This is a genomic window from Limnobacter thiooxidans (genome assembly GCF_036323495.1).
GTDB classification, from domain to species: domain Bacteria; phylum Pseudomonadota; class Gammaproteobacteria; order Burkholderiales; family Burkholderiaceae_B; genus Limnobacter; species Limnobacter thiooxidans.
In genome coordinates, this window is sequence record NZ_AP028947.1 from 2170783 (window position 1) to 2187391 (window position 16609).

At 53.8% G+C, this 16609-nt stretch carries 15 protein-coding genes and 1 tRNA gene; 4 read left to right on the forward strand and 12 right to left on the reverse strand.

Features of this window, described 5'->3' with window-relative positions; all coding sequences use genetic code 11:
* Positions 1 to 14: 14 nt before the first annotated feature.
* Positions 15 to 2540 (reverse strand): ribonuclease R, encoded by a 2526-nt coding sequence (gene rnr, locus RGQ30_RS09930; RefSeq protein WP_130556068.1) that lies wholly within the window; start codon positions 2538 to 2540, stop codon positions 15 to 17.
* Positions 2541 to 2584: 44 nt separating this feature from the next.
* Between rnr and RGQ30_RS09935 the strand changes: the two genes are divergently transcribed.
* Positions 2585 to 2671, forward strand: a tRNA-Leu gene (locus tag RGQ30_RS09935).
* Positions 2672 to 2770: 99 nt separating this feature from the next.
* Here the strand turns inward: RGQ30_RS09935 and RGQ30_RS09940 are convergent.
* The 10 genes from RGQ30_RS09940 to RGQ30_RS09985 form a co-directional block, all read right to left on the reverse strand.
* Positions 2771 to 3826, reverse strand: coding sequence for a DUF481 domain-containing protein (locus RGQ30_RS09940; protein ID WP_130556067.1), 1056 nt, complete (start codon positions 3824 to 3826; stop codon positions 2771 to 2773).
* A 112-nt stretch (positions 3827 to 3938) separates the two neighbouring features.
* On the reverse strand, positions 3939 to 4412 hold the full coding sequence (locus RGQ30_RS09945; protein ID WP_130556066.1) for a phosphoribosyltransferase: 474 nt from the start codon (positions 4410 to 4412) through the stop codon (positions 3939 to 3941).
* Positions 4413 to 4442: 30 nt separating this feature from the next.
* Positions 4443 to 5744 (reverse strand): adenylosuccinate synthase, encoded by a 1302-nt coding sequence (locus RGQ30_RS09950; RefSeq protein WP_130556065.1) that lies wholly within the window; start codon positions 5742 to 5744, stop codon positions 4443 to 4445.
* A 3-nt stretch (positions 5745 to 5747) separates the two neighbouring features.
* A complete protein-coding gene (locus RGQ30_RS09955) occupies positions 5748 to 6944 on the reverse strand; it encodes an ATP phosphoribosyltransferase regulatory subunit (protein ID WP_130556064.1) in 1197 nt (398 codons plus the stop codon).
* Positions 6945 to 6971: 27 nt separating this feature from the next.
* The gene (locus RGQ30_RS09960; protein ID WP_130556063.1) at positions 6972 to 7151 is read right to left on the reverse strand and encodes a DUF2065 domain-containing protein; all 180 of its coding nucleotides are present in this window, start codon (positions 7149 to 7151) and stop codon (positions 6972 to 6974) included.
* Positions 7152 to 7220: 69 nt separating this feature from the next.
* Positions 7221 to 8087, reverse strand: a complete 867-nt coding sequence (hflC, locus tag RGQ30_RS09965) for a protease modulator HflC (RefSeq protein ID WP_298215870.1) — start codon at positions 8085 to 8087, stop codon at positions 7221 to 7223.
* A gap of 2 nt (positions 8088 to 8089) precedes the next feature.
* Positions 8090 to 9397: an FtsH protease activity modulator HflK gene (gene hflK, locus RGQ30_RS09970; protein WP_130556062.1), complete on the reverse strand. Its 1308-nt coding sequence runs from the start codon at positions 9395 to 9397 to the stop codon at positions 8090 to 8092.
* 36 nt (positions 9398 to 9433) lie between these two features.
* Complete coding sequence (gene hflX / locus RGQ30_RS09975) at positions 9434 to 10555, reverse strand: GTPase HflX (protein ID WP_130556061.1); 1122 nt, start codon at positions 10553 to 10555, stop codon at positions 9434 to 9436.
* Between the two features lie 36 nt (positions 10556 to 10591).
* The gene (gene hfq, locus RGQ30_RS09980; protein WP_130556060.1) at positions 10592 to 10825 is read right to left on the reverse strand and encodes an RNA chaperone Hfq; all 234 of its coding nucleotides are present in this window, start codon (positions 10823 to 10825) and stop codon (positions 10592 to 10594) included.
* A gap of 181 nt (positions 10826 to 11006) precedes the next feature.
* Positions 11007 to 12374: a YihY family inner membrane protein gene (locus RGQ30_RS09985; RefSeq protein ID WP_338284370.1), complete on the reverse strand. Its 1368-nt coding sequence runs from the start codon at positions 12372 to 12374 to the stop codon at positions 11007 to 11009.
* Between the two features lie 50 nt (positions 12375 to 12424).
* On the opposite strand from RGQ30_RS09985, the gene wrbA reads away from it, so the two are divergent.
* From wrbA to RGQ30_RS10000, 3 genes are read left to right on the forward strand one after another with little or no spacing between them, the layout of a single operon-like run.
* Positions 12425 to 13033 carry an NAD(P)H:quinone oxidoreductase gene (gene wrbA, locus RGQ30_RS09990; RefSeq protein ID WP_130556058.1) on the forward strand — a complete coding sequence of 203 codons (609 nt, stop codon included), beginning with the start codon at positions 12425 to 12427 and terminating at the stop codon, positions 13031 to 13033.
* Positions 13030 to 13413, forward strand: coding sequence for a DUF2069 domain-containing protein (locus RGQ30_RS09995; RefSeq protein ID WP_130556057.1), 384 nt, complete (start codon positions 13030 to 13032; stop codon positions 13411 to 13413). Before wrbA ends, RGQ30_RS09995 begins: the two co-directional genes overlap by 4 nt.
* Positions 13414 to 13417: 4 nt before the next feature.
* On the forward strand, positions 13418 to 14848 hold the full coding sequence (locus tag RGQ30_RS10000) for an FAD-binding oxidoreductase (protein ID WP_130556056.1): 1431 nt from the start codon (positions 13418 to 13420) through the stop codon (positions 14846 to 14848).
* Between the two features lie 690 nt (positions 14849 to 15538).
* On the opposite strand, the gene dusA is transcribed toward RGQ30_RS10000, so the two are convergent.
* Positions 15539 to 16552 carry a tRNA dihydrouridine(20/20a) synthase DusA gene (gene dusA / locus RGQ30_RS10005; RefSeq protein WP_130556055.1) on the reverse strand — a complete coding sequence of 338 codons (1014 nt, stop codon included), beginning with the start codon at positions 16550 to 16552 and terminating at the stop codon, positions 15539 to 15541.
* Positions 16553 to 16609 lie beyond the last annotated feature (57 nt).

Sequence of the window (16609 nt, forward strand, 5' to 3'; positions counted from 1 at the left end):
TTGGTACGCTCCGCTTATCTAGATTTTTTCGCTGCAGTGCGTATTTTAGTCCCGGAAGCGGGTTTGGCCCGGCTGACCTGCTTGGCTTTCTGAATTTCTTCTTTGCGTTTTTTCTCGGCGGCGGTTTTGTTGCGCGATTCATCGGCAGCCCGTTTCTTGTTGCCACCCCGGGAACTGTTGCTTTCCTCGGGCGGTAACACTGGTGCAGTTTTCCCCGCATCCTGAACGGACTGTTGAAGTTGAGCCGTGTTGGTGCGTCGGCCTTGCTGGCGCTGTGGACGGTTGCCTGCCCGGCCATTGGGCTTGGCAGACGTTTTAGCGCCCGAGTCGCGCATCAGGCTTTCAAACTTCACGCCTTGCACCAAGCGGAATTCAATGCGGCGTGCATCCAGATCAACCCTGGACACCTGCACATTGATGGCGTCAGTCAGGCGATAGCGAATACCACTACGCTCACCGCGCAATTCATGCAGGCTGTCGCTGTACTGGAAATACTCCGTACCCAGTTCAGACACATGCACCAAGCCTTCCACATACAAGGCATCCAGCGTGATGAACAAACCAAAACTGGTGACGCCAGACACATGGCCCTGGAAGGTGTCGCCAACACGTTCTTTCATGAAGAAGCACTTCAACCACGACATTACATCGCGTGATGCTTCATCGGCACGTCGCTCAGTCGAGGAGAACCAGTTGCCGGACTGGTCCCAACGGGCAATCTCTTCGGCCTTGTCCACTTTGCGCTTGGGGTCGAAGTCTTCAAACTCCCGCTCGTCCAGCGGCATGGGCACGTAACGCTTGCCAGCCAACAGCGCCTTGATGCTTCGGTGAACCATCAAATCCGGGTAGCGGCGAATGGGCGATGTGAAATGCGCATACGCAGGGTATGCCAGGCCAAAGTGGCCGCTGTTGTGCGGTGTGTAAATGGCCTGCTGCATGGAACGCAGCATCATGGTTTGCAACAGGGCCTGGTCGGGCCGGCCCTGAATTTTTTTCATCAGGTTGGCGTAGTCCATGCTGGTAGGGTCATCGCCGCCATCCAGTGTCAAGCCCACCGAACGCAAGAAGGCACGCAGGTTCTGCAATTTCTCAACAGTGGGCCCTTCGTGCACGCGGTACAGGCTGGGGTGCTTGCTGCGCTCCAGAAAATCGGCTGCGCACACGTTGGCGGCCAACATGCATTCTTCGATCAGGCGGTGAGCATCGTTGCGTCGCTTGGGCACAATTTTGTCGATTTTGCCTTCCGGGTCCAACATCACCTGGGTTTCCACCGTGTCAATTTCCATGGCGCCCCGGCGCTGCCGTGACTCCAACAGCACCTTGAACAGGGTGTACAGGTTTTCAACATCGCCGTACACATGGCCCATGCCCTTTGCGGTCAGGCTTTGCGGGTCAGTCAACGCGTCCCAAACCTGGTTGTAGGTCAGGCGGGCTGCCGAATGAATAACGGCGTTGTAAAACTGGTAGGCCTTCATGGCGCCCTTGGGGCCAATGATCATGTCGCAGACCAGCACAAGGCGGTCCACGCCCGGGTTCAGTGAACACAGGCCGTTGGACAGCTTCTCGGGCAGCATCGGGATAACTCGGCGCGGAAAATACACCGAGGTGCCCCGCTTGGTGGCTTCCTGGTCAATGGGTGTGCCGGGCAACACGTAATGGCTCACATCGGCAATGGCCACCAGCAAACGCCAGCCACCCTTGGTGTCGTTAGACGGCGTGCAATACACCGCATCGTCGAAATCGCGTGCGTCTTCGCCGTCAATCGTGACGAAAGGTACGTCGCGCAAATCCACGCGGCCTTTCAAATCCTTGTGCTCGACTTCGTTGGGAATGCTTTCAGCCTGGTTCATGGTCAACAGATTGAACTCATGCGGCACATCGAACTTGCGCACGGCAATTTCAATCTCCATGCCGGGGTCGTCGAGTTCGCCCAACACCTCGGCCACTTTGCCAATGGGCTGTGAATGGCGGGTGGGCTGTTCAATGATTTCAACAGTAACCACTTTGCCTGGGGTCGCATTGCCGATGTCTTTTGGCGACACCAGAATGTCGTGCTTGATGCGTTGGTCTTCGGGGATGACCAGCAAAATGCCACGCTCGGAAACCAACCTGCCAACCAGGCGGTTGGTTTTGCGTTCGGTCACTTCGACAATGGTGCCCTCGGGCTTGCCACGGTGGTCGGTGCCAGTAATGCGAACCAGCACACGGTCGCCATGAAGCACTTTCTGCATCTCGCGTGGCGAGAGGAAAGCGTCGGGACCACGGTCATCGCGCACCAGGAAACCAAAACCGTCACGGTGGCCAGCCACCTTGCCGGCGACAAAATCCAGTTTGGTCGACAACAACAACATGCCCTTTCTGTTGGGCATCAATTGACCATCACGCTCCATGGCGTTCAGGCGTCTTTCAATAATCGGGATCTGATCTTCAGAGAGTTTTAGGTGCTCGTAAACCTGTTCGCGGGTTAAGGGGGCTTGCGCTTGGCGCAGTACAGCCAGGATGTCTTCACGACTTGGAATTTTTATTTCTGATTTATGCATTGACAAATTATTTAATTTCATTAGAATTCACCGCTCGCACCTGTGCCCAGGTGGCGGAATTGGTAGACGCGCTAGGTTCAGGTCCTAGTGGTGGTAACACTGTGGAGGTTCGAGTCCTCTCCTGGGCACCAGCAGTTTTTCTGTTCTTTTGCGTTTCCACGCAGTGTACAGCACTTTCCCCGCTTACTTTCCGATTTTCTAAAGCCAGCAAACAATTTGCGTCTGCAGCCTCAAAAACCATAACCCACGCTGAAAATCAGGCTGCTGTCTGCATTTTTTACGCCGGGTGGCGGCATGTTGTCGTAATCAACATTCAACTGCGTCGCAACATTTACATTTTCAACGATGGGCACCCGCAACCCAACCTTGGTTTTAAACAGGGAATCTGCAGCATTTTCAAGACTGACCGACAAATCATTGTTGTTGAAAAACACCAGGCGCTTGTTCCAGAATTTCCGCTCGTAATCAAGCCCCAGACTCAATGAAGGATACGACTCATCAGGTGCAAGCCTGTAGTTTTCATTGATATAAGCCAAGCCATATTCCATGGACAACTTCACACGCTCCGTTTCAATGAATTGATAACCGTAACCCGCGCCCCAACTGGTTCTGAGAGTCAAATCTGCAAGCTTGTCCTGCTCACCTTTGGCACTGAGAAATAGGTAGTCCTTCTCGCTCAGGAATGCGTCATATTGCGTCAACAGGTAACGGTTGGACGTGGTGGACAGGCCGGCGGACTCTGCCTCATTCACCTCGGCCGCAACGGTATATCGATTGTCGGGGGTACGGGCCACAAACTCTGCATCAAAATTCAGCGCATCGTCTTCCGAGTTGCCCCGGTTAAATACACCGCCAAGGTTTGCACGGGCGCCGTATTTCACGGAGTAATCAACCACGGGGGGATTAAACAGGGCCACATCGGTCTTTTTAAGCACCCTGAAGCGCCCCAAAACGCCCTCATCTACCACCAGCCCATCCTGCGGACTCAAACTCACCTTGCCCTTCACAGTGCTTCCGTCTTTCAACTGCACGGTAACGCCTTGGTCAGCTTTCAATTCGACGACTTTGCGCCAAGGCAACTCTACCTCGCCGAACAAGGGCGATTTGAAGGTCAGGACATTGTCACTGAGCTCTACGATTTCACCCGTGATTCGGTCGCCGTTTTCCAGCACAACCGTGGCTGCAAGCGCTGCGTTGCAATGAAGCAGAAAAACCAGCAGGCCGGCGCAAACAAATTTGAAAGGGAATGAGAAGAATTTAAATGATGCGTAGTGAAAGACAGGCATTGTCCCGGAGTATCCTTGGCAAACAAAAAAGGTCCCTAGGATAACACACCCTATTTTTAAGCCTTTTTAGACCAAAAATAAGCTAATTTTCGCGGAAATTAACAGACAATAATTAGTAGAAATCGCGTGTTTCAAACGGCTGCACGATCCAGACATCTGACTCCAGGTATTCCGCTGCAAAATCAGGCGTGAAACACGAGGAAGGTTTGACCCACACCACAGCGGTTTTCAGTTGCGCGACATCGGGAAAAAGTTGCTGAAGGTGACTACACAAAGCCTGCAAGGTTTGACCAGAATCAGCCAGATCATCCACCAGCAACACCTTGCCGGCCAATGGCACCACCGAGGCAATACTGGCAGACACCTGGAGTTCGCTTTGTGAAGTGCCATTGCCTTCGCGGTAGGAGGACGCAGCAATAACAGCCATGGGTTTGCGCAAAGCTCGCGACAAACCATCGGCCAGGAAAAGTCCGCCGCGGGACACACCCAAAATTACATCAGGCTGGTAACCGGAATCTTCCACCACACGCACCACCCGATCAATCAGGTGGTGGTATTGCACATAATCGATATGCAGCTTGTCCATGCGGCAGAAGGCCCAGGTTCAACGGCCCATTCAGGCTTTGTAGGGGTGACGAAGCACGATGGTTTCATCGCGGTCAGGACCTGTTGAAATCATGTCAACGGGTACACCACACACGGCTTCCATGCGCTTCAAATAGGTTTTGGCTTCTTCTGGCAGGTCATCGAACTGCTTGACGCCAAAAGTTGTACCTTTCCAGCCGGGGAAGGTTTCGAAAATCGGCTTGCAGCCTTCTACCTTGTCGCTGCCGAAAGGCAGGATATCGGTTTTGGTGCCATCAGCCAATTCGTAACCCACACACATTTGAATGGATTCCATGCCATCCAGCACATCCAGCTTGGTGATACACAAACCGGATACACCATTGAGCTGAATCGTACGACGCAATGCAGCCGCGTCAAACCAGCCGCAGCGGCGCGGGCGGCCTGTTACGGAACCAAATTCATTGCCCTTCTTGGCCAGGTACATGCCTTTTTCACAGAACAGTTCGGTTGGGAACGGGCCTGAACCCACACGGGTGGCATAGGCCTTGGTAATGCCCAACACGTACTGCAGGCGCTGCGGCCCCACACCCGCGCCGGGAGAAGCAGCACCCGCGATGCAGTTTGAGCTGGTCACGAATGGGAATGTGCCGTGGTCGATGTCAAGCAGTGCGCCCTGCGCGCCTTCAAACAGCAGGTTCTTGCCCTCGTCATTGGCCTTTTGCAGCAAGGTCGGCACGTCGGCCACCATGTTCTTGATACGCGGGGCCAGGGCCATGGCCTTGTCGAATACAACCTGAGCGTCAACGGGCTCTGCACCCAGGTACTGCGTAAGCACGAAGTTGTGGTAATCCAGCACTTCATCCAGCTTGGCTCGGAATTTTTCCGGATTGAACAGGTCCTGAACACGCAAAGCACGGCGCGCGGCCTTGTCTTCATACGCGGGGCCAATGCCACGGCCAGTAGTGCCAATTTTCGCGTCGCCACGCTTGGCTTCACGGGCCTTGTCCAAGGCGATATGGTGGTCGAGAATCAGGGGACATGTTTCGCTGATCTTCAAGCGGCTTTCCACCGAAATACCGCCAGCTTGCAACTCGTCGATTTCGCTCAACAGGGCTTCCGGTGACAACACCACACCATTGCCGATGTAGACCTGCACTTCAGGACGCAAAATACCGGAGGGAATCAGGCGCAAAATTGTTTTTTTGCCACCAATCACCAGGGTGTGCCCCGCATTGTGACCACCCTGAAAGCGAACTACGCCTTGGGCATGGTCGGTCAACCAGTCGACCACCTTGCCCTTGCCTTCATCGCCCCACTGGGTACCAATCACAACCACATTTCGAAAACTCATGACTTATTTCTCCTGATTCATGCCAATCGGCACCACTTTCCACACGGCGTTGGCCTGTACAAGCTGCCGATCACATACAAACTCTTCTTCCTCTTGGGCGGTATTGGGCAGCGACTGAAGCACCACCTCGCCCTGGCTACGCAAGTCGCGTATTACCGCCATCAATTCCGTGTCGTACACCCAAGGTGCACGAATTGCGGTTTTTGGCTTTGAATGCACTTTCTGCAACGACACCAATTCACGCAAATCCACTGAAAAACCAGTCGCCGGGCGAGCACGACCGTATACAGCACCTACGTCGTCGTAGCGGCCACCGCGCAAGATCGCATTTGGACACCCTTCCACGTACGCCGAAAAAATCAGGCCGCTGTGATAATCAAAACTGGCCAGATCAGCGAGGTCCAGAATCAGCACGAGATTGGCTGATACAGTTTCCTGCAAACGGGCAATCAAGGTGCGCAATTCACTAAGCACCGCAGCCACTTTGGGGTTGCGTGGCAATATGTCTGCGGCACGGGCCAATACACAATTGGCACCACCTGCTGCACCATACAAACCAAGCAAGGCCAGTACGCTTAAGCGGCAACTTGCGGAAACACCCGCGAGCAAATCTTCCACGGCGGGCCTGTCTTTCTGGGCCAGGCTGTCGTGCAAACTGCGAATCAGGGCATCTGACAAGCCTTCACCATCAACCACCGCAGCCAGCAAACCAGCATGCGACAGTGCAAGGCGATAACCCTTCAAGCCAGACAAATTCAAGGTGTCCACGGCCAAATTGAGTATTTCCAGATCGGCCTCAATGCCACCGCAACCATACAATTCTGCACCGCATTGCAGCGGCTCACGCGTGGTATGCAAACCCAGAGATTGTGTATGCAGCACAGGGCCGCAATAACACAGGCGGGTCACGCCCTTGCGGTTCAAAATGTGAGCGTCAATTCGGGCCACCTGCGGCGTTGTGTCCGCGCGCAAACCCAACATGCGGCCACTGGCCTGGTCGAGCAACTTGAATGTTTGCAAATTCAGTGATGCATCCGCATTGCCCAGCAGGGATTCGGTGTACTCCAGCATGGGCGGCATGACCAGCTCGTAACCGTACACGCGAAACCGATCCAGAAGCGATCTTCGCAATTCTTCAATGCGCCGGGCCTCTGAGGGCAAGACATCGGCGACAGACTCTGGCAAAAGCCAAGCAGACATGACTATTCCAACTCTAAAAAGAGAGTTTCAAAACAAAAACAGCGTGATACCGATGAGAATCGCCACCAGCCCTACAAAACGTATTTGACCTTCTGTGAGCGAGGCAATTTTGAGAAAGCCCTCTTTCCATTGCTTCGGAAAGAGAAAAGGCATTGTGCCCTCGAGTATGCACACGAGGGCCAGGGCCAAAAGCAAGGTCTCGCTCATTTCATGGGCTCCTGAGCCAGACCTTTCAAGTAAGGGTGGAAAGCCTGCGCAAGCGCGACAAACCCCAAGTTACCTAGCTTTTTGCAGGAACTTGAAGAAATCGGACTGCGGATCAACCACCATTACATCAGACTTGGATGACAAAGACTTCTTGTAAGCATCCATGCTTCGGTAAAAGGAATAGAACTCGGGATCGCGACCAAAAGCGGCATTATAAATCGAAGCGGCCTTGGCATCACCCTCACCTTTGACAGTTTGTGCTTCTCTGTACGCTTCGGCCAAAATTACTTCGCGCTGGCGATCAGCGTCAGCACGAATCTGTTCCGATTCCGCAGCACCAGTTGCCCGAAGGTCATTGGCCACGCGCTTGCGCTCTGCTTCCATGCGGCGAAACACTGATTCACTGACTTCAGGCAGCAAATCCACGCGCTTCAAGCGCACATCCAGGATTTCCACGCCGATCTCGGCGGCTTCATCCTTGATCTTGTCCACTACAGTGTTCATCACAGTTGTGCGCTCGCCAGAAACCATTTGCGGCACCGTGCGTTTGGTGATTTCTTCGTTCAATGCAGACTTGACCACCTGCGACATGCGACTTTGAGCCAAACGGGAGTCGCCGCTCAAACGAACAAAATACAGGCGTGGATCAATGATTCGCCACTTGATGTAGGAATCGATCAAGAGGTTCTTCTTTTCGGAGGTAATGAAACGCTCGGGTTCCGGTGTATCAATGGTTTGAATACGCTTGTCCAGAAAAATCACATTCTGGAAGGGCGCAGGCAACTTGAAATACAAACCGGGTTCCTGACGAACCTCATCCACCTGCCCCAGAGCGAACACAATCGCGTATTGGCGCTGGTCGACCACGTACAGGCAGGTATTGGCGATAAAAAAGCCGATCAACGCAGCCGCTGCTACAACAAAAATCTTAGGCATGATTAACGAACTCCCCGGTCACGATTGCGCATTGCATCGCGAATGCTTGTGTCAACTCCCTCAGCAACGCCCGCACGTGGTGCAGACGGACTGGATTCAGCAGCCTTCGCCGCTGCTGCAGCAGCATTGGAGGCATTGCTGGTTTCCTGACTGGACGGACCAGTTTTCTCGATCAACTTGTCCAAGGGCAGATACAGCAGTTGGCTGTTGCTCTTGGTGTCCACGATGACCTTGGTCACGTTGGTGTAGATTTCCTGCATGGCGTCGAGGTACAGGCGATCTTTGGTGACTTTAGGCGCTTTCTGGTATTCAGTCAGAATCGCCTTGAAACGTGCCGAATCACCTTCAGACTGCGCAACAACCCGCTCGCGGTAACCATTGGCTTCCTCAAGCAGACGGGCAGCGTTGCCTCGCGCTCGTGGAATCACGTCGTTGGCGTAAGCTTGTCCGTCGTTCTTCAAACGTTCACGATCCTGGCCAGCTTTTACTGCATCATCGAACGCAGCCTGAACCTGTTCGGGTGGCTGAACACCCTGCACCGTCACGCTGGACACCAAAATACCAGTGCCGTACTTATCCAGAATTTCCTGCATCACTTCAGCGGTGTTCAAGGCAATCTGTTCACGCCCCTCGTACAGCACAAAGTCCATCTTGCTGCGACCCACCACTTCGCGAATGGCGGTTTCAGCGGCCATTTTCACGGTTTCATCGGGATCAGCTGTGTTGAACAGGTAGGCACCTGCGTCCTTCAAGCGATACTGAACCGCGAATTGAATGTCAATGATGTTTTCATCTTCAGTCAACATCAATGCTTCGCGTAGCACTTTGCTTTTCACTTCGTTGCGATAACCCACCTCAACAATGCGGACCTGAGAGGAGTTCACCACTTCATGAGACTGAATTGGGTAAGGCATGCGCCACTGAAAGCCGGGCATGGAGGTGTGGTGGTATTTGCCGAACTGCAATACCACACCCTCGCGACCTTCCTGGACAATGTAAAAACCACTGGCCAGCCAGATCACTACTGCAATACCAATCACGGCAGTGAAGCCCTTGCCGGCATTTTCCATGCTGGGGCCACCATTAGAACCACCGCCCAAGGGGCCACGAGGACCACCACCATTGCCGCCTTTTTTTCCAAAAAGACGGTTCAGGCGGTTGTTGAAGTCGCGCCAAAGCTCATCGAGGTCGGGTGGGCCATCCTGGCGGTTGCCGGGCCTGCGATTGCCTTGGTCTTGAGGTTTCTGCGGTTCATCGTTGTTCTGATTTCCCGACGAGTTTCTTCCCCAATCCGGATCATTCATTGACATGCTTGTTCCTACTGCTGAAAAATTAGTTGTTATCGTTCAAGCCCACTGCAATTCATCCGACTGCGTGTCTGCACCCCTGCTTTGAGCATAGAAGTTGCCTGCAAGTTCAGTCAAACATTCACGAAGTTCGGCGATTCCCAAACCATAGCGTGCACTGACAGCCACGGACAAAATCTTACCATTGCCGTCGCGCTCGACTTCCACGGAACGCTCGCAGGCATCTATTTTGTTCCAGATAATCACCTGCGGTACATCACCCGCTTCAATCTCTTGCAAAACCTTGTTCACCTCGGCAATCTGGCTGTGGCGCACCAGTGAGCTGGCGTCCACAACATGCAGCAGTAAATCGGCATGTACGGCACTTTCCAGGGTTGCCTTGAAGGCATCCACCAAAGAATGAGACAAGTCGCGTATGAACCCGACCGTGTCGGACAAAGCCATGTCCACTTTGGGTGCCAGCCACACGCGACGTGTGGTGGTGTCCAGCGTGGCAAACAGTTGGTCCGCCGCATAAGCCTTGTCACTGGCGATGCAATTGAACAGCGTGCTTTTGCCTGCGTTGGTGTAGCCCACAATAGCCACTGTGAATTGCCCGCGGCGCTCACGCTGACGGCGCTGGGTTTGCCGCTGCTTCTGAAGTTTTTCCAGGCGGGTTTTCAACTGCTTGACCTTGACACCGATCAGGCGGCGATCCGTTTCCAGCTGGGTTTCACCCGGACCACGCATGCCGATGCCGCCCTGTTGGCCATACAATTCAGCATTGCCACGCACCAGACGTGACGCCATGTATTGCAATTGAGCCAGCTCAACTTGCAACTTGCCTTCGAAACTTCTTGCCCGAATGGCAAAGATATCGAGAATCAGGCCCGTACGGTCAATGACACGACGGCCAAGTGCCTTCTCAAGGTTTCGTTGTTGGGCAGGGCTTAGGCTGTGGTTGAAAATAATCAGTTCCACATCCTCAGCTTCGCAGTGCGCAAGAATTTCCTGCACCTTGCCTGAACCGATGAATGTTGCGGAATCTGGGGAGCGTTTTTTGGACACAAAAGTGCCGATCACTTCTGCACCTGCAGAGGTGGCCAGCAGAGCAAGCTCATCGACACTTTCTCGGAACTCGTGTTGACCTAGGTCGAGTGCAACCAGGGAACTACGAGTCATCTCAAACCACGGATCGTTTGGAAAGTGAAGATAAGATTACTCCTTCACCTCGGGGGTGAACGTGACTGCGCGGCCTGGCACAACGGTTGAGATCGCGTGCTTGTAAACCATTTGGGTCACTGTGTTACGCAGCAAAACCACGTATTGATCAAAAGACTCGATTTGGCCTTGCAGCTTGATGCCGTTGACCAAATAAATGGACACGGGTACATGCTCTTTGCGCAGCAAATTGAGGAAGGGGTCTTGTAGTAGTTGCCCTTTGTTACTCATAACAGCTCCAGACTCTGTGTTGATATTATTAAATGTCAAAGCTTTTGGCTCGTCACGCTTAGTTTACAGAAAGCGCTTGTGGGTGCCAAACACAAGCCCTTCTTTTGTTGATATGGACACTCTTTTTACATAAAAAGTTCAAAACCACCGCCAATGAGTCAGAGCGGTAGAGTTCGCCTGTTCAAGCCGGAGACAGCTCCAACCATTGAGACAGGCGTGGCCGTTGAATAAACTCATCCTGAAAGCGACTCAATTTGGCTGTGGACTGAGGAAGCCTGTTGGCCCATTCCAGTGTCAGGGACGTGTCGTACCACAAGGCTTTAGCAACCACCTCGGCACTGATGTTGGCCGGGTCGCAGATCAAGGCAAAGCGGTCATCACCACGCACCACAGCCAGCAAACCAATTACGCCGTGTTCAATCAACTGACTCAGTATCTCATCGAGTTGGTCTGGCGGCACCTTGGCAAACACTCGAAGTTCTTCCATGGTCATGCCTGGCTTTTCCTGCTGGCGCGACTTCTCCAGTTCAACCAGCACACTGAGGCCTTGCAGCCAACGCTCACCAGGGCGATTGCTGGGGTTCCAGTAGCCTGTGCGGGCGACTGGCAAGGCCGCAACTGTACTGGCACCCAACAGCACAATGATCCAGCTGACATAGATCCACAGCAGGAAGATAGGAAATGCAGCGAGCGCGCCATACAAGGCGGTGTAACTTGGGAAATGCGTGATGTAAGCTGCAAACGCGCGCTTGGATACCTCGAACAGGATGGCGGCCATCAGACCGCCCATCAGGGCGTCTTTCCAGTGCACAGCCCGGTTTGGCACAATGCGGTAGATAAAGGCAAAAGCAAGAACAGTCAGGGTGAGTGGCACCAGGTTCAGGGCGGGAAACATGCCTCCAAGCACCGGATTTACGCCGGCCATGGTTTCACCAATCAAGGCTGTGGACACGCTGATGCTTAACCCAATCAATACTGGGGCAAGGGACAACACGGCCCAATACAAAACCACCTTGTTGATGGTGGAACGCTGGCGCTTCACGTTCCAGATCTGGTTGAACACCCTGTCCACGGTGAACATGGTGGTCAAGGCGGTGATACCCAAAAACACGATACCAATGGCGGTCAGGCCTTTCGCCTTGTCAGAGAACTGCGTGACGTAAGTCAAAATGGTTTCAGACAGGGTTTCGGGAAAAAAGCTTTCAATCAAATAACCTTGCAGCGATGTTTGCAAACGATCAAACATCGGGAATGCCGTGAAAATCGCAAGAACCACCGTGGCCAGGGGCACCAGGGATAACACCGTTGTAAAAGTGAGGCTTGCTGCAACTTGGGGCAATTGCTGCTCGTTGATTCGCTGGCTCACCAAACGTGTGAAAGCAATCCACCAGTGCAAATTCAAGGGGGTCAACTCCACTTCCTTCGCGCTGAAAGCGCGACGCGCGCCTTGCATAAAGCGCTGTCGGCGGCTTCGAGCGTGTTCAATGGGCTTGTCGATGGCTTTGAAACTCTTGGTCTCAGTTGTTTCTGAAGGTGCGGCTGAACTCATGCGCTTCGATACAATAGGGGTTCCAACAGCCCCCATGATAACTCCTAAGCATGATTGAAGTATTGGTCCTGTACTACAGCCGCCATGGCGCCACCGAACAACTGGCACGGGAAATCGCCTTGGGCATTGATTCGGTGAAAGGTGCGTCAGCCCGTGTCCGCACCGTGCCGACAGTGTCCGCCAATACCGAAGCCACTGAATCTGACATTCCCGAACAAGGCCCCCCTTATGCAGAACGGAGCGACTTGCAAGAGTGTGCCGGTTTGGCCTTGGGGTCCCCCACCCGATTTGGCAATATGGCTGCATCAATGAAATATTTTATTGACGGCACCGTGGGCAGCTGGCTTGCTGGCGATTTGATCAACAAACCATTTTGCGTGTTCACCAGCACTGGTAGCCTGCACGGCGGCCAGGAAACCACGCTGACCAGCATGGCACTGCCCCTGATACACCACGGTATGCTTTGGTTGGGTATCCCCTATTCCGAGCAGGCCCTGAACGACACCACCACAGGCGGCACCCCCTACGGCGCCACACATTGGGCAGGTGGGCAAGGTCAAAACCCGATTTCGGAACACGAAAAAACACTGGCCCGAGCCCAAGGCGTTCGCTTGGCCAAGGCAGCAATTGCATTACAACAGATGGACAAAAACCAATGAGCAGCACCCCCGATTTGAAATCCACCCGCCAGAAAGCCTATTGGGTTTCTGTTGCCAGCCTGTTGGGCCTGATCGCCCTGTGTGTGGTCTGGGAGCTGTTTGTCGCTCCCCTGCGCCCCGGCGGCAGCTGGCTGGTACTAAAAGTGCTTCCCTTGTTGCTCATCGTGCCTGGTATTTTCAAACAGCGGGTGCGAACCTATCAGGCCACTTCACTGCTGGTGTGGCTGTACTTCGCCGAAGGCGCCACACGGGCCAGTTCAGACCCGGCATTGGCTTCGCAGTTGATGGCGGGCCTTGAAGTGTTGCTGACAGTAGTACTGTTCGCCAGCGTCAGCGTTTACGCCCGCACCTACAAGATTCCGAAAGTAAAGGCCGCCTGACACCATGAGCGAGTTTCTCGACCAATTGTGCAAACGCGTGCCCGGTTTGATTCTCAAAACCGAAGGGGCGGATGTTGCCCACGCCTGCACCGATTGGCGAAAGCGCTACCAAACCAGCGCACTGGCAGTGTTGGAACCGATGAACACCTCGCAGGTTCAGGCGATTGTCAAGGTGTGTGATGAATTCAACATCGCTATTTCTACTCAGGGCGGCAACACGGGCCTGGTCGGTGGTGCAGTTCCAGCGGCAGCAGGCGAGGCCGCTGCGCGCCAACACGTGGTGCTGAAAACAGGCAGGCTGCGCGAAGTCTTGAAGCTGGATGAAAGCAATCTGACGCTGACCGCGAGTGTGGGCTACACCCTGTTTGAAATTCAGGAATATGCGCAGGCACATGGTTTTTTGTTTCCGCTCAGCCTGGCCTCGGAAGGCACCTGCACCTTGGGAGGCAACCTGGCCAGCAATGCTGGGGGCGTTGCCGTGCTACGTTACGGCAACACGCGCGAACTGTGTCTGGGGCTTGAGTTTGTGGATGCACAAGGCCAACTGTGTGGCGACCTGCGCGGCTTGCGCAAGAACAACACGGGTTATGACCTTCGGCATTTGCTGATTGGCTCGGAAGGTACTTTGGGCGTGGTTACCACGGCCTGCATGAAAGTGGTTCCTGCCCCGAAAAGCCGTTGCGTGGCCTGGCTGAATGTAGACAGTATTCAGGCAGCGGTGGATGCATTGACCTTTGTACAAGGGCATTTGTACGGTGAACTGAGCAGCTACGAATGGATGAATGCCCAAGCAATTGATGTGGTTCAAACCCACTTCCCTGCCAGGGCGCCTGCATGGCCAAATGGTGGTGACCATGTGCTGGCAGAGTTCACATCGTTGGGCGGCGAAGCCGAATTGCGCGACAGCGTGACCGCCACCCTGGAACTATTGCTGGAGAATCAAACCAGCGTACGAAACATCACGATTGCCCAGAATGGTCGTGAAATGGACACTTTCTGGGCACTGCGCGAAAACATTTCAGAAGCCCAGGCCAAGGAAGGCCTGAACGTGAAACACGATGTGGCGTGCGCGGTGTCGCAACTGCCCCTGTTTCATGATGTGGCTTTGAATGCAATTGCAGAACACGGTGTGGATGTGAACCCCATCCTGTTCGGCCACTTGGGCGATGGCAACCTTCACTTCAATTTGTCGGCGCCGAAAGGTACAGACTCTGCTTCGTTCTTGAAGCAACATCAGGATTTGTTGAACAGCCTGGTGCATGAGGCAATTTTGCAATGTGGCGGCACCGTGTCTGCCGAGCACGGCATTGGGCAGTTGAAAGCTGAACTGTTGCGCGACATTACTTCAGCGGGCAACTACCGAATGTTCCAGGCGATCAAGTTGGCCATGGATCCGAAAAATTTGTTCAACCCTGGCAAACTGGTGCTGATGTAGCGTGACTTCGCCGGTGTAAATTGTGCAAGCTCGGCGCAATTGGCTGCCCTAGCATGGCTGCGCTACCTGACTGAGATTGGCCAACCCAGCGTGGCTGCGCTACCTGACTGAGATTGACCAACCCAGCGTGGCTGCGCTACCTGACTGAGATTGGCCAACCCAGCGTGGCTTGCCAATTCCGCACGGAAAACCGCTTTTTCCTTATTGAACAACGGCCTTGCATTCACCTCAATCCGACAAAACAGACGGTCGGATTGAGGTGTCGCCCGATGGGCGAACATTTACGCCGTGTTCAAACGGGCGGTTTTCCTGAAAGTGCAAAACAGGCAAGTCCACTGCCGGGTCAGCAATCGCGGCCAGGATTCATATCACGCGCGGGTGGCTGATACAGAGCCAAGTTGCACATTCACCACCGGTTGCTGAATCAACGCCAAGTTGCACATTCACCGCCGGTTTCCGGCCCGATCAGCAGCGATGTTCCAATGGTTTGCCATTCAAGAAAACCTGCCCGTTTGAATTCAGTCGCAGCGGTCGGCTGCAAGCCGACACCAAGCGCTGCTGCGCTTTTTTGCAGCGCTTGGTGAGTCAGACTGAATTCAAAAAGGGATCAACAGGTTTTCAGGCAAGCCATTGGAATTCGCGCTGATAGGCCAAGAAATCAGGTCAGTGAATCATTGAAATTCGCGCTGATCACTGCATCGGTGATGCATGCTTGGCCATTTTCGCCAAGGCATCTTCAACCACCTGCCAGTTGTTGGCTTTCAACAAGGTTGAATCGGACAACACCTGGCGATACAGACGCCCACCTGCTTGTCCATGAAACAGGCCCAACCAGGATTTGGTGATGTTGCGAATGGATTCGCCCTGGCTCAGTTGCTGATGTGCGTAACTTCGCAATTCATCAATGACATCAAAACGGGTTTTGGCTTGCTCGGCTGTATTGCCCAATTCAAAGCCCTCTTTTTCCGCGATGATTTCATCAAACCGGGCGAGCAACCAGGGGTTGCTGTACGCCTCGCGCCCAATCATGCAGCCATCGGCCCACTGCAAGTGGGCTTGAATTTCTTCGATGGTGGTAATGCCACCATTCAAAATGAACTGCAAACTGGGAAAGTGTTGCTTCAACCGCTTGACCACTTCATAACGCAAAGGTGGAATATCCCGGTTTTCTTTTGGAGAAAGGCCTTTCAAGACAGCATTTCGCGCATGGACAATAAAGGTTTGGCAACCCGCTTCGCTGACCTTACCCACAAAGTCGTACAGCATGTTCTCGGTTTCGTCGTAGTCAAGCCCGATGCGGTGCTTGACAGTGACTTCAAGTTGGCAATTGTCTCGCATGGCTTTGACACAATCGGCCACTAAGTCAGGCTCAGCCATCAGACACGCGCCGAATGAGCCTTTCTGAACACGTTCAGAAGGGCAACCCACGTTCAAATTCAACTCGTCGTAACCCGCCTGCTCGATCCATTTTGCACATTGGCCCAAATGATCTGGATCACTGCCACCAACCTGAAAAGCCACCGGGTGCTCTTCTTCGTTAAAGGCCAGGAAACGTTTTCTGTCGCCGAACACCAGCGCACCCGTGGTGATCATCTCGGTGTAAACCCAAGTGTGTTGGCTGATGGCACGGTGGAACCTGCGGCAGTGCCGGTCGGTCCAGTCGATCATCGGGGCAACGGATAGGGTTCTGGGTTTGAATGTCATGCTGCGTACTTTACAAACAAAAAGGGCGAGGCCAAAGCCACGCCCCTTTCAAAACCT